Origin of the sequence: Chryseobacterium sp. WG23 (genome assembly GCF_024586575.1) — a bacterium.
GTDB lineage: Bacteria > Bacteroidota > Bacteroidia > Flavobacteriales > Weeksellaceae > Chryseobacterium.
In genome coordinates, this window is the sequence record NZ_JALCZE010000007.1 from 285,148 (window position 1) to 299,821 (window position 14,674).

Genomic DNA, 14,674 nt, shown 5'->3' on the forward strand with positions numbered 1-14,674 from the left:
TTATTTTAATTAACTACAGAATAAAAACACTTATATCATCGCTGTTTCCTTTCATTGATTTCAGCCGGCCGTATTTATTTTTTTCAATGAATTTGTCATTCCAGTATTCCAGGCTTACCGGCCCGAATTTTATAAGCTTCCGGTATTTACTTTCGTCAATAATATCTTTTATTCCATAATCAACAGAGATATCTCCTACCGATTTCAATTTTCCCATTCTGCTGTTATCAATGACATCATTTGGCCAGTAGTCGATGGTAAAGTTTCCTATTTTCTTTATTTTGCCCCATTTTTCTTTATTAAAAATGGAGTCGTCCCAGTAGTCTACATCAATATTTCCAATGTTTTTCAGTTTACCATACCGGGCACTGTCTTTATTTAAATCATCCCAGTAGTCTATTTTGACATCACCCATGCTTTTAAGCTTGCCATATTTGTACTGGTCAAAATATTGATCATCATAATAGGTAAGTTCTCCATTCAAATCAGAATTATGAAAATCAGTAATCTCTCCCTGAGCATCAATTGTAATAATAAAACCGTCCACTTTAAGGTTTACAGATTCCAGATCATAGGTTTTTCCTGAGATGTTAGCACGGATTTGGGCTTCCAGAGCCATACTGCTCCATAAAAAAGTAAAGAAAAATAAATATTTTAATTTCATAAGTTATTTACCAGATATTTTCAATGACCTGATTCATGGTATTGATTGCAAATACATCACCCATTTTCTTGCCAAACATGGCTTTTACCAATGGTGATTCTGCTGAAACCGTCATTACTTTCTGATTTTCAACGGTAATTTCCCCTATCGAAGCTGCAATATAAAAAAGCCCTTTGTCGGTTTTTACCAAAGCTCCGTTCTGAACTTTTTCAGAGGGATCGGAAGTTATTTTCTGCAGAACAGCCTGTTGATTTAAGGTTTCGTTAAGCTGTCTCTGAAGGTTATTGATTTCCTGCTGAAGCATTTCACGTCCGGTTTCATATTTATCACCCATTGAGCTTTTTGTATCATTATTGGAAGCCCGGGTTTCAGCAATCAAGGTTTCAAAATTCCGGATTTTTCCTGCAATTTTTGTATTGATTGTATTTATTATTTCCTGTTTGTTCATTATTGTAATTCAGGTTATTTTTATGATGGATGAGTAAGACTATCCCGTCAAAATCTTTGATTTTGATACCTCCAACGGAAGGGAACTCGGTATCTTTGAAAACTAATGTTCAAGGTTTCACAATCTCAGCCAGAATTGTAATGGCTTCAGTATTTATTTTTCAAAAACAGCATAATCTGAAACTTTGAAAATGAAATCTTTGCCGTTACTGAAATCTCTTTTTGTCTTATCAAAAACGTTTTTGAAGATTCCCGATAAATGATCGTCTTCAACGGTAAAATCTACAGGTTCTTTTGACATATTCAGTACTACCAGCACCTCATCTTTTCCATTTTTTCTTATATACGCAAGAATCTTATCATTTGCTGTTGTATTCAGAAAATAAGTGGTCACATTCGCATCTCCTCCTCTTAAAGCAGGATTGGAAGATTTTAAATCCAATAATGTTTTATAAAAATCTGCAGCCTGGTAAGTATTGGTCCATTTGATAGCATCTTTTTCAAAAAACTCAAGCCTTTTCATATTGGGAAGTTCCTGACCTGAGTATAATAAGGGTATACCATTCCATGTGGCTGAAAATACAGCCATAGGTTTTGTAATGACACCATATTTTTCATACTCCGTTCCATTCCATGAATTTTCATCATGATTGGTCGTAAACCAAGCCCTCATAGACTGGTCTCCTATATTGGAATATTGAATCAATAAATCTTTCAGTTCCTGAAGTGGTTCGTTTTTCTTATAATAATCGGCTGACTTATGCATCCATTTCCATGAATAGCTGGCATCAAAAACTTTCCCATATTCGGGGCTTTCCAGTTCATCAAATTCTCCCAGCCAAAAAAGAGGCTTTAGTTTTTCAACTTCCGGGCGGGCCTGTTCCCAAAAATCTACTTCTACCCACGAAGCAAGATCACATCTGAACCCGTCAATATTTGTTTCTCTTACCCAAAATTTCATAGCCTCAATCATCTCCTGGCGCATTTCCTGATTTTTGTAATCCAGTTCGATAATATCATCCATTCCAGAGGCCCTATGAAATTCTCCGTCAGGATCTTTTAAATAGAATTCAGGGTGCGTTTTGGTCCATACATGGTCCCAGCCCGTATGGTTAGCCACCCAGTCTATGATTACCTTGAACCCTAATCTATGGGCTTCATTTACCATATCTTTAAAATCCTCAAGTGTTCCGAATTCCGGATTCACTGAAGTATAGTCGGCGGCGGCATAAGGGCTTCCCAAACTTCCTTTCTTATTCTGCTGGGCAATTGGGGTAACAGGCATCATCCAAAGTGTTTTTATACCCATTGCTTTCAGGCGGGGCATCTCTTTGGCAAACGCTTTGAAAGTTCCCTCTTTAGTATATTGTCTTACGTTTACTTCGTAGATATTGGTGTTATATTTCCAATTTTTTGGCAGCTCTGTCATTTTCCGGGTATTTTTCTGAGAGGTACAGGAAACAATTCCCAGACCAATTAAGGTTAAGAAAATTAATTTTTTCATTAATCTATTTTTAACAAAAGTAATGATTTTGGAAAGTAAAAGGAACAGGAGGCAAAACCGTGGAAAAGTTATTGGAAATATTGACAATTGAACTCATGGGTCAGTTTTGCGCCAAATGAATGTGAATAAGTCTTAACATTTCAAACGTGGCATATTACGTATTTTTTCCACTTCTCTTCCATCAAAAAGCCCCGGATCAAATCCAGGGCCTATATTGTATTGTTTATCTCCTATCTTTCGTTGTCATCGTCATCTTCATCATCAAAAGCGTCATCATTGTAGTCCTCTTCTTCCTCATCATCAAAGCTGTCATCTTCATCTGAAAAATTACCACCTGTTCCGAAATCATCTTCAAATCCAAAATCATCATCCATTAAAGGGGTTGCTGATTTCTTTTTGGATCCTGTGTTTCCGCTTTTACTTGGTGCCTTCAATGGAACATTTCCAAATCTATATACTGTAATTGGATAATTAACACCTTTTGTTTCTTCGATAACTTCTATAAGTTCGCAGAAAAATTCCCACAGATCAAGAAGTCCGTACTGGAACTGAGCTTTGTCACCTACATTTTCAAAAGCTTCATCAATGTATACGTCTGACATAATCTCACCGTCACCATCGTCACTCATATCTTCTAATGGGACACTTTTTACTATTGTTCCGTCATTTTCCAACAGATTAAAAGTAGAAAGCTCGTCTCCCTGCAGACTGAATGCACTTTTAATACCTAAATGTAAGTTCCATAACGTTTGTTTTCCCTTAACTTCAACATCTCGGAAAATATCCTCTTTCGCATCTAATATTACGCGGATTTTGTAAACCATATCAGTTTCTTAAATTACTTTTTTGCCTTTATAATTATGATAAATCTCTGGTGCAAATATATAATAAATGAGAGGTGACAAAAAAATATTTCAGGATTTTTTAAAATATTTTTTTTTCTTACATTTTGCCAAAGTTATTTACTTTTTTCCAGCATGAAACTGAACTTTGTGCCTTCAAGGTATACACTTTCTACGGTAATGTTTTCGTTATGAGCTTCAAGGATGTGTTTTACGATGGCTAATCCTAATCCGGATCCGCCTTCTCTTCTGCTTCTGCTGGTTTCTACACGGTAGAAACGTTCAAATATTCTTGGAAGAATTTCAGATTTGATTCCCATTCCGTTATCTATAACTTCTATCAGCACTTTATTTTTTAAGACGCTTGTTTTTACAATTACTTTTGCTTCCTGCCTGTTTGCATAGTGGATAGCATTTGAAATAAGATTAATAAAAACCTGTGAAATCTTTTGTTTATCGGCATCCACAAAAATTTGCGGGTGAAGGGTCTGGATTTGTAGGGTAGTATTTCTTTTTTCAGCCTCAAGATCGAGGAGGTCAAAAATTTCTTTGATGAGAAGGTTAACATCGAATTTTGAAACGGTAAGATTAATTTCACCAGCCTCGAGTCTGTTGATCATATCAAGATCTGTAACAATAGCGATCAGTCTTTCAACAGATTTATCTATTCTTTCAAGGTATTTATCGCGGATAATGAGATCTTCCACGCCACCGTCTCTTAGGGTTTCCACATAGCCCTGAATAGAAAACAGCGGGGTTTTAAGCTCATGGGAAACATTTCCAATGTATTCTTTACGGTAACTCTCCATTTCCTTCATCATGTCAATTTCTGTTACCTTTCGCTGATTAAGGTCCGAAAAACGTTCCCCTAATTCTTTAATGGTAATATTTTCATCATGGTCATGAACAATTTCCTGTGGAAGAAGCTGAGAAAGCCCTCTTACCTGTTTTCTTCCATAATAGCTGAAAAGAAGCTCTAATACAACATAGTTGATAATAAAGATCATAACAACACAGACAAAAACCCCCGCTTTGAATAAAGGGGTTTCATAATAAATATCCTTTAGTGAGTCGAAAACAACTACTAAGAAAAGCATTACCAGTGTCAGCAGACAGGAGGCAACGAAGGTAAGTCTGTAAAATTTCAATTTTACAAAGTTTTAGGATTGAACGTAAAGGTAGGATTTTTAAGTGATTAAACGATCAGTTTATACCCTATCCCTTTTAATGTCTGAATGGTGTTGATTCCCAGTTTCTCTCTTAATCTCCGGATGTGAACATCAATGGTTCTTTCTCCTACAATTACATCATTGCCCCAAACTTTTTCCAGAATTTCTTCTCTTTTGAAAACTTTCTCGGTATTGGAGGCAAGCAGATAAAGCAGATCAAATTCTTTTTTAGGAAGCAAAAACTGCTGTCCGCTTTTGGAAACCCTGAAGTTATCTTTATCAATAATAAGGTCTCCTATTTCGATAAGTTTGGCATTATCTGAAACCTGAGAAGTCAGCTGTAACAGTGCATTTACTTTAGAAATAAGGATTTTCGGCTTGATTAGTTTTACGATATAATCATTAGCTCCTGCCTGAAACCCGGCCAACTGTGAAAACTCTTCGCTTCTTGCTGAAAGGAAAACGATAAGCGTTTTTTGTAGTTCTTTCACTTTACGAAGTTCCTGACAGGTTTCGATGCCATCTTTCTCAGGCATCATTACGTCCAGCAAAATAAGGTCCGGAATAATTTCCTTTGCTTTTTCTATACCTTCATTACCGTTAGTAGCAGTATAGATATTATAACCTTCTTTTTCCAGGTTGTAAGACAGAATCTCTAAAATGTCCAGTTCATCGTCTATTAAAAGAATTTTTTTACTCATCTTCTAGTTTAAGAATTCCCACAAAATTAATTATTTTCATTGATTTTATCTATCCAGGCAATGTTAACTAATTATTAAAAAACAAACATCCCAAATCAAATTAGAAAATCATTAACAAAATGGATAAATAAATATATATTAAACAAATATACAAAAGAATAATTGAAATAAAACAAAAAAATATAAATATAAAAAACAAACATTCATAGTGTACGTTAGCTCAATTTTATTAATACAAACTTCACAATTAATTAAAATTCTCCTAAACGTTTAGTGAAAACTTAGCCCTTATTTTGCCCCTGAAAAAGAAGTAAAATGAAAAAACAACTCCACAAGAGCATTATGCTACTTGCTTTGTTTTCTGCCGGCTACGCATTTGCACAAAGTCAGATCTTAGAAGGTAGAGTACTGGATGAGAAAGACAACACACCTATTGAGGGGGTAAAAGTAAAGGTAAATGACCAGGAGGTCGTAACCGATATTGCGGGATACTACTCTATTAATCTTTCTCCTGGAACCAACTATATTATCACGGTAAGTTCTAATGGATATAACAAAAAAGAGATCAGTGAAGTTATTGTAAAAAATGACACTAATACACACCTTGATATTGTTCTGGAAAAGCCATCCGCTAAGGAAAAAGAGATTGAAGGAGTTGTTATCAGATCCAATGCAAGAAAAGAAACGATAGCTTCTACTATCGGTTTGCAGAAGAATGCAGGTGTGGTTTCGCAGGTTATAGGTGTTGAAGCTATTAAAAGAAGTCCGGACAGAAACACAGGTGAGGTTCTGAAAAGAGTATCCGGTGTGAGTTTATTTGACGGAAAATATATTGTTGTAAGAGGTTTATCTGACCGTTACAACCAGGCTATGTTAAATGGAATTCAGCTTTCCAGTACTGAGCCTGACCGAAAAACTTTTTCTTTTGACCTTTTTCCTGCCAGCGTTATTGAAACCCTGGTGATCAATAAGACTTTTATTCCTGAATACAGTGGTGAATGGGCCGGAGGATTGATTCAGGTAAATACTAAAGATATTCCCAATAAAAACTTCTTCAATGTACAGGTAGGTGTAGGAGGAAATTCTATTACGATGAATAAGGAATTTCTTATGCAGAAAGGAGGGAAATGGGATTTCCTGGGTATTGATGACGGGTACAGAAAGATCCCTACAAATATGCCAGCCAAGAATGCTTTCAGTATTCTGAATGAAGCTCAGAAAACAGATATTGGTAAGGGATTTACAAAAAATTTTGGATACAACAGCATTGGTTATCCTGAAAATATAAGCTTACAGCTTGACGGAGGTTTTAATACCAAAATTTTCGGAAAAGATTTAGGGGTAATTGCTGTTCTTAACTACAGCAACAATAAGAGAAGAACAGAGTCTAAAAACCGTTTCTTCACCATTAATGACCAGCTTGCTGATACCAACTTTGATTACTACACTGAAAAATACAGCAATGATGTTATTTTAGGAGGGTTACTAAACCTTACTTTAAAACTTAACAGCAACAACAAAATTTCCCTGAAAAATATTATCACTAACAACACGGTGAATCATATGTCTTTCAGAACAGGAAAGGATTTTGAGTTTGATCCTATCAACGGAACCAACATTATCGCGAGAGAGACTGGATTTAAGCAAACTACATTCTATAATTCAACCCTTAACGGAACTCATAAGATAGATGCTTTAGGCGGTCTTACCCTGAACTGGTACGGAAGTTTCGGAATCCTTGATCAGTATATTCCTCTATTGCAGCGTTTACAATACAATCAGTATACAAATCTTGACGGAAGTCCTTATTTAGCTTTAATTTCTAACGGTCTTTCTCAAAAGTCGGGAAGTGTTTTCTATTCTACATTGAGCGATTACCTGTATAATGCAGGGGGAGACCTTACCAAGACTTTTACCATGTTCGGACAAAAGCAAACCATTAAAGGGGGGTATTTATTCCAGGTAAAAGACAGGATCTACAACTCAAGACCATTCTCTGTAAAGCTTGAAAAATATAACCAGGGATTACTTTCCCAGCCTTTTGAAAGTATCTTCAATCCCGAGAATTTCGGAACAGATGGTAAATTTACATTTGATGAAATTTCCGGAAACCAGTACAGGTATATTGCCAATACGATCCTTAATGCAGGATATTTACAGTTTGACAACAACTTTGCACCATGGTTAAGAGCTGTTTGGGGATTAAGAGTTGAAAACTTTGACCAATTGGTAGGAAGTACAAAAAGAAGTGATGACCGTTTTGTTAATACTCGTGTAACAGACTTTTTACCAGCTGTTAATTTAACATTCAAGGTAAATCCTAAAATGAATGTACGTCTTGCAGGTTCTCAAACTGTGGTAAGACCTGAATTCAGAGAGGTTTCTCCTTTAGCGTATTACGATTTCGATTTAGGAGCTACTGTTATTGGTAACAAATTTATTGAAAGAACAAAAATCACCAATGTGGACCTTCGTTGGGAATATTACCCAAGAAACGGAGAGATCCTTTCCGTAGCCGGTTTCTATAAAAACTTCAAAAACCCAATCGAATTGTACTTCAATCAATCCGGGGTAGGAACCAGTAACACTTTCAACTACCTTAATGTAGATAAAGCAGACGCCTATGGAGTGGAGCTGGAATTCAGAAAAAAACTTGATTTTGCAAGCGCTCTTAAAAACTTCACATTGGGTGGAAACTTTGCTTACATTAAAAACAAAGTAACGGATGAAGCTACAAATATTGACAGACCAATGCAGGGGCAATCTCCTTACACCATCAATTTAAGTCTTCAGTATGATGCTGAAAAAACAGGATGGTCTTCTACGGTACTTTTCAATATGATCGGAAGAAGAATTCTTTATGTAGGTAATGATCAGATCCCACCAATCTGGGAAGCTCCAAGACCTCTTTTAGATTTCCAGATTGCTAAAAAGATCTGGCAAAATAAAGGAGAAATCAAATTAAATGTTTCAGATATCCTTAACCGTCGTGCGAAATTTTACCATGACCTGAACGGAAACAAGAAATATGACAACTCTGATGCTCTTGCTATAGAAAGGGTAACAGGAACCAATATCAGTTTAACACTGGGATACAATTTTTAACACATTCAATATTTAATAAATAACTTAATTCTTTATAACATGAAAAAATTCGTTTTATATTCTTTAATGCTTGGCACTCTTGCTACAACTACTGCATGTAGAAATATAGAAGAAGACGGGCAAACCATCATTCAGGATGGTTCCGGAAATGGAAACACTGACAACCTTATTCTCTCAGGAAAGATCACATCCAATGTTACGCTTAAAGCTAATAAAATTTATAAGTTAAGAGGATTAGTATATGTAACAAACGGAGCAACTTTAACCATTGAGCCGGGAACAAGAATTGTAGGTGAAGCTGATAAAAATGGAGCCTTGATTATCACTAGAGGAAGTAAAATTATGGCAGAAGGAACTGCCGCCAACCCTATTATCTTCACTTCTGAAAAACCAAGTCCGAAAAGAGGAGACTGGGCAGGTATTGTCATTTTAGGAAGTGCTCCTACCAATGCTTCTTTCAACAACCAACAAGGAGTTGGAGAAATTGAAGGGGGTATCAACAACACGGAAGGTCTTGGTCTTTACGGAGGAAATAATGCTGCTGACAACAGTGGTATCTTAAAATATGTAAGAATTGAATATGCGGGATATGCATTCTTACCAGACAAAGAGGTAAACGGAATTACATTCGGAGGGGTAGGTAACGGAACTACTGTAGATTATGTAGAAGTGGCTTATGCTAATGACGACAGTTTTGAGTGGTTCGGAGGAACAGTAAACTGCTCTCACCTTATTTCTTATAAAGGTCTTGATGATGACTTTGATACTGATAACGGTTTTTCAGGAAAAATACAGTTCGGTATTGCGGTAAGAGATGCCCAGGTAGCTGACGTTTCAGGTTCTAACGGATTTGAATCTGATAATGATGCCAACGGTTCTGCTTTAACTCCTCAGAGCTCTGCTACATTCTCAAATATGACGATTATCGGGCCAATCAACTCTTCAAGCACAAATACCAATGTAGGTTCAATCAACTCATTGTTCCAAAACGGTTTACAGATCAGAAGAAACTCTTCTATCTCAGTATTTAACTCTGTTTTCACAGGTTTCCCGGTTGGTTTATTCGTTGATGCTACCAAAGGAACTCCTACAGATAAAAATATCACCAGCGGAAGTCTTGCTTTCGAGAATAATATTCTGGCAGGAAGTGTAACTCCTTTAAAATACGGAGCTTCTACTTCTTCTCCAACAGGATATTCTATCACTGATCTTACTACTTTCTTCAATGCTAAAGGAAATACCAGCCTTACTTATACAGCTGACGTAAAACTTACCAATGCATGGGCTCCTGCAGGAACAACACCTAACTTCTCTCCTGCTGCCGGGTCACCATTATTAACAGGAGGGGTATTCACCCATACTAAATTAGCATCTTGGTTCACTCCTGTAACGTACAGAGGAGCTGTAAAAGACGCTAGCGACACTTGGTATGCAGGCTGGACAAACTATAACTTATAGTATATCTATTAACAGTTACTATCATATCAAATTATTAAAAAAGCCTTCAGAAGATTCTGAAGGCTTTTTAGTGCTGTCATTTTGTGTTGGGCACAAAAGTAATAAGCCCTCAGCTATAAACAATCAGCCACCGGAAAATCCGATGGCTGATTTACAAAAAACAAGTATATAAAAAATATATATTCTTTTTAATTTCTCCAAAACAGATTTCCGTCATTCATCAGGGCTTCTATTGTGGTCATTCTGGAAACAGCTTCTGCAGAGCATGATGCACCGGTAAAAACAACAGCTGCTTTATCTCCTGTTTTAGGCCATTGCTGATTTCCTTTTTCGTCCAGAGGAAGAATACCCTGGGTAGCAAACTGCAGTGCTCTTGATAAGGACAGCTCTGTTACATATCCATATAATTCGGCGATTAAATTTGCTTTCTGCAGCATATTTCCTGATCCGAAGGTACTCCAGTAATCCTGTACATTATCGTTTCCTATCAATACATTCACTCCATGTTTCTTTAAGGTTGGTATGGGCATTACAGTTCCTTTGAACGGTACAGAAGAGGCTATTCCCACTTTACCTTCAGCCAGCCTTTCAGCAATCTGTTGTGTTTCTTTTGGAGAAAGACGGGCTAAAGCAAAAGCATGACTCACAAATGTTTTTCCCTGGAGTTCCGGGTTTTCAATAGCTTTATCAATCAGGTAATTGATAGTTTTCATCCCCGCTTCTCCTACTTCATGGAGGTGAATATCAATTCCTTTATGATGATCTAAAGCCAGCTGAACGGTAAAATCCATTACTTTTTCAATATTTCCATCAATGCTTAAAGGATCAAGCCCTCCGATAAAACCTACACTTTTCAGCTGAGCTGCTTCTTTCATTAAAGGGAGCGTTTCCGTATAGTATACTCCATGTTGCGGAAAAGCAACCAGTTCAGCCTTGAAAGAGTCTTTTTTATTTTCAAGTGCCTGCTCCAGATGTTCAAGCGATTGTAATCCCGAGGTAGGATCAATATTAAAATGGGTTCTTGCAAAATGAGTCCCGTAGTGTTGCTGTAAGCTGATCAGCTGTTCGGCTCTTTCTACAGAAGTTTTTAGTAATTCAGGAATAATTTCCTGTTCATAGGCAATCATATCTTTTACGGTTCTTCTTTTCGGAGAAAGTGCCTGCCATGGAAGTCCGTATAATGTTTTATCCAAATGGATGTGCATATCTCCGAAAGCCGGAAGCATCAGATATCCTTTAGCATCTATAGCATTAGAAGCCGGATCATTAATTCTTACGGCTTTTATTTTCCCATCTTCAATGTCAATACTGAAAAGATCTGTTTTTGTACCTGTTACCTCTTCATTTTCGTATTCAAAACCTGTTTCCAGGCGGACATTTTTAAGTGAGTATTTTCCTTTTGCAGTTAATTGATATGGAAATTGCATGATGTAAAATTTTAACCACACAAAATTACATCAGCTCTTCCTCGAAACCAGTGTATCAATTATGTCAAATGTTGTACAAATTATTCTTTGAACTGAGAAGGCGTCATTCCGGTTTGTGCCTTAAAGAATTTTGAAAAGCTGGCATGATCATAGAAGCCAAGGTCATAGACAATGTCTTTTACAGACATTTCAGAAACTTTCAGAAGACGTTTTGCTTCTAATAAAATCCTGTCCTGAATAAGGGATGATGCTGAAGCATTGAGATTCTTTTTGCAGACAATATTCAGATAATTGGCAGAAATACTAAGTTTATCTGCATAGAAAGAAACAGATCTTTCGGTTTTAAAATGTTCATCGATCAGAGGTAAGAATTTTGAAATGATAGGATTTGAATGATAAACTTCAAAATCTTTAAAAGCTCCTTCTACAGACTTGCTTACCAGCAAACCTATCAGCTCACTTCTCTTCTGGATCAGTTCCCAAAAAACCTTTTCTCCATTCAGTTCTTTCCGAATGGACTGAAATTCATATCTGAAGGCTGCAAAAATATCCTGGGAAAGGTTGATCACAGGATGATTCTGATAATAGGAAGCAGAAAATCTTAATGAAGGCAGGAAACTCTCAAACCAATCCCTGCTGATCATCAGCTGATATCCTATTGTTTCTTTTTCAATGACCCATTGATGCACCTGGTCCGGAAAAACAAGATGGATCTGAAAATCTTTCACCTGATATTCCACGAAATCAATGGTGTGAGAGCCGACCCCCTTTTCAAAAAGATTAATGATAAAAAAATCGTGTTTATGGGGATCATCAATAGAGCGCGCCCCGTAAAGTTCGTTATACAGCAGATTGCAGCTCTTAAGCTGGTTTTCACTAAACTCCTGAATTCCTAAAATGGGAAAATGATCTGTATGATAACCCACACTACCTGAATTTCTCCTAAAATTAATAAAAATTATGAGAGAAAAATTAAAATAACCACAAAAGAAACAAATACTGAATCCTTTGTGGTTCAAACACAAACTAAAATATATCTCAATTTATCAATATGCTATGAGGTTAAGATCTTAGCTATTTCCTTAAATCCTAATGATTCTGCATGCTGCAAAGGAGTTTTCCCTGAATGGTCGGGAATATTGATATCTGCTCCATTATCTTTTAAAATCTGCACGATTTCCTGATATTTTTGGGTTCCGTTTCCAAGGATTACAGCTTCCATTAATGCAGTCCATCCTAAGCGGTTTACATGATTGACAGGAAAATCTTTTGTTTTCACTAAAACTTTTACAGTTTCCACATATCCCCGTTCACATGCCGGAATTAATGTGGTACCGTTATATCGGTTATACAAATCAAAACGGGCTCCGTTTTCCAAAAACAGCGTAACCAATTCTGTCTGCCCGCTTGCTCCTGCGTATAAAAACGGACTGTCTTTCTGGTTATCCTGAAGGTTCACATCAGCTTTATAAGAAATAAGCAGTTTTGCCATTTCTATGTTCTTTTCTATTGTTGCTATCAGTAATAAAGAACGTCCTCTTTCATCCTGAGTATTAACATCTGTACCATTCTCTAAAGCAGATTTTACGGCAGTAATATCATTTTTTTTCACCTTTTCTATAATGTTTTCGTGTTGTCTTGTATTTTCTTTTGAGAAATCAACCGGCTTCTCTCCGCAGGCACTCATACTTCCGAATGTTAAAAGAAATACTAAAACTTTCATAATCGTTTATTTTTAGGTCGAAAACTTAAAAGACTACATTTCCCTGATGCACCAATGACTCAACAGTTGAAATCCTTGATACGGCTTCTGCAGAACAGCTTGCATTCAGCAATACAAAATCTGCTTTATCACCTTTTTTAGGCCACTGCTGGCCTCCTTTATCATCTAATGGAAGAATATTTCCTGTCGCCAGCTTTAAACTTCTTGACAATAAAAATTCTGTAGAATAACCATATAGCTGGGCCATCAGGTTGGCTTTCTCCAGCACACTCCCTGTTCCGAAAGTATTCCAGTGGTCTACAATACTGTCATTACCTGTCAATACCGTTACATTATGTTTGTATAATGTTGGGATAGGCATAATCATTCTTCCAAAAGGAATCGTGGAAACAATTCCGATTTGGGCCTCTGCTAATTTCTCAGCTATTTCTTCCTGCTTTGTACTCTCTAGCTTGGCCAGTATGAAACAGTGACTTAAATAGGTTTTCCCTTTTAAGGAAGGGTTTTCATTTACTTTTTTAATAAGATATTCTACAGTTTTCAATCCGGAATCTCCGGTTTCATGCAGATGAATATCTATTCCTTTTTGATGATCCAGCGCCAGCTGAACGGTAAAATCCATTACTTTTTCAATATTTCCGTCAATATTGAATGGATCTACGCCCCCAATAAAATCAATATCCATCTTTGCCGCTTCTTTCAGATAAGGAGCTGAATCGGTATAGAATACACCATGCTGCGGAAAAGCAACCAGCTCGGCTCCAAAGCCTTTCTTTTTATTCTCTAAAGCCTTTTGAAGGTTTTTTAATGATTGGAGTTTCGAAGTAGGTTCAATATTTACATGGCTTCTGGCATATGAAGTTCCTTTTGACTGCAGCAGCTCAATCAGTTTTTCGGCTTTAAATGTTGAATTTTTCAACATCTCAGGAAGCATTTTCTGCTCCAGCTCAATCATTCCTTTGATTCCGCCGGTTCTTTTTCTCACAGCCTGCCATTGATCTCCATACAATGTTTTATCCAAATGAATATGCATGTCTTTAAACGCAGGGAGCATTAACAATCCTTTTGCATCTACTGCTTTAGCATTAGGCTGGTTTGGGATGATCTTTGTGATCTTTCCATGCTCAACTTCTATATAAAACAGATCTGTTTTGGTGGATGCAACTTCCCCCTCCTGATATTCAAAACCGGTTTCTAAACGGACATTTTTAAGGCTTAACTTCCCTTTAGTCCATATATTCTTTTCATCAAAAAACGGTGATGCTGCCATGATATTAGGTATTAAGGTTAATCCGGCCATTGCCCATGCAGAATTTCTGATAAAATCCTTACGGGATATATTATTGTCTGAAGTCATCATTTCCAATCTATTTATGACAAAATTAAAAAGAAGTCTGCTGACCAAAGTGTATGGTTTATTACAAAACTTGTATGATTTATGCTTTGTTTTGATTCCTTATTAAAATCTCCGGTTTATCTTTTCTACACTAGAATAAAGAAGATACCCCACAACAATTGTCATTCAGGAATCTAAACGGCTGATTCACTTTGATTACTGAGACTCCTACGGAGTGACAAACTATGTGGTTATTTTTAGACGTAAAAATTACTTACGACTTATACAAAAGTTTACC

At 36.6% G+C, this 14,674-nt stretch carries 12 protein-coding genes; 2 read left to right on the forward strand and 10 right to left on the reverse strand.

Annotated features, from left to right (window positions below; translation table 11 throughout):
- Positions 1-13: 13 nt before the first annotated feature.
- From MP477_RS12960 to MP477_RS12985, 6 genes are all read right to left on the reverse strand, one after another.
- Positions 14-664 (reverse strand): hypothetical protein, encoded by a 651-nt coding sequence (locus tag MP477_RS12960; protein WP_257190762.1) that lies wholly within the window; start codon positions 662-664, stop codon positions 14-16.
- Positions 665-671: 7 nt separating this feature from the next.
- Positions 672-1,112 carry a GreA/GreB family elongation factor gene (locus MP477_RS12965; RefSeq protein ID WP_230037078.1) on the reverse strand — a complete coding sequence of 147 codons (441 nt, stop codon included), beginning with the start codon at positions 1,110-1,112 and terminating at the stop codon, positions 672-674.
- A gap of 153 nt (positions 1,113-1,265) precedes the next feature.
- Positions 1,266-2,615, reverse strand: coding sequence for an alpha-amylase family glycosyl hydrolase (locus MP477_RS12970; protein WP_257190763.1), 1,350 nt, complete (start codon positions 2,613-2,615; stop codon positions 1,266-1,268).
- 230 nt (positions 2,616-2,845) lie between these two features.
- Positions 2,846-3,439, reverse strand: coding sequence for a plasmid pRiA4b ORF-3 family protein (locus MP477_RS12975; RefSeq protein WP_230037082.1), 594 nt, complete (start codon positions 3,437-3,439; stop codon positions 2,846-2,848).
- Between the two features lie 134 nt (positions 3,440-3,573).
- Positions 3,574-4,605: a cell wall metabolism sensor histidine kinase WalK gene (locus tag MP477_RS12980; RefSeq protein ID WP_230037085.1), complete on the reverse strand. Its 1,032-nt coding sequence runs from the start codon at positions 4,603-4,605 to the stop codon at positions 3,574-3,576.
- 47 nt (positions 4,606-4,652) lie between these two features.
- On the reverse strand, positions 4,653-5,327 hold the full coding sequence (locus MP477_RS12985) for a response regulator (protein WP_230037087.1): 675 nt from the start codon (positions 5,325-5,327) through the stop codon (positions 4,653-4,655).
- A gap of 315 nt (positions 5,328-5,642) precedes the next feature.
- Between MP477_RS12985 and MP477_RS12990 the strand changes: the two genes are divergently transcribed.
- Entirely contained in the window at positions 5,643-8,432 is a 2,790-nt protein-coding gene (locus MP477_RS12990; protein ID WP_257190764.1) for a TonB-dependent receptor domain-containing protein, read from the forward strand.
- Between the two features lie 39 nt (positions 8,433-8,471).
- Positions 8,472-9,890 carry a hypothetical protein gene (locus MP477_RS12995; protein WP_257190765.1) on the forward strand — a complete coding sequence of 473 codons (1,419 nt, stop codon included), beginning with the start codon at positions 8,472-8,474 and terminating at the stop codon, positions 9,888-9,890.
- 188 nt (positions 9,891-10,078) lie between these two features.
- On the opposite strand, the gene MP477_RS13000 is transcribed toward MP477_RS12995, so the two are convergent.
- The 4 genes from MP477_RS13000 to MP477_RS13015 form a co-directional block, all read right to left on the reverse strand.
- The gene (locus tag MP477_RS13000) at positions 10,079-11,317 is read right to left on the reverse strand and encodes an amidohydrolase (protein WP_257190766.1); all 1,239 of its coding nucleotides are present in this window, start codon (positions 11,315-11,317) and stop codon (positions 10,079-10,081) included.
- An 80-nt stretch (positions 11,318-11,397) separates the two neighbouring features.
- Positions 11,398-12,243 (reverse strand): helix-turn-helix transcriptional regulator, encoded by an 846-nt coding sequence (locus MP477_RS13005; RefSeq protein ID WP_257190767.1) that lies wholly within the window; start codon positions 12,241-12,243, stop codon positions 11,398-11,400.
- Positions 12,244-12,371: 128 nt separating this feature from the next.
- Positions 12,372-13,040 carry an ankyrin repeat domain-containing protein gene (locus tag MP477_RS13010; protein WP_257190768.1) on the reverse strand — a complete coding sequence of 223 codons (669 nt, stop codon included), beginning with the start codon at positions 13,038-13,040 and terminating at the stop codon, positions 12,372-12,374.
- 25 nt (positions 13,041-13,065) lie between these two features.
- Complete coding sequence (locus MP477_RS13015; protein WP_257190769.1) at positions 13,066-14,400, reverse strand: amidohydrolase; 1,335 nt, start codon at positions 14,398-14,400, stop codon at positions 13,066-13,068.
- Between the last annotated feature and the right edge of the window lie 274 nt (positions 14,401-14,674).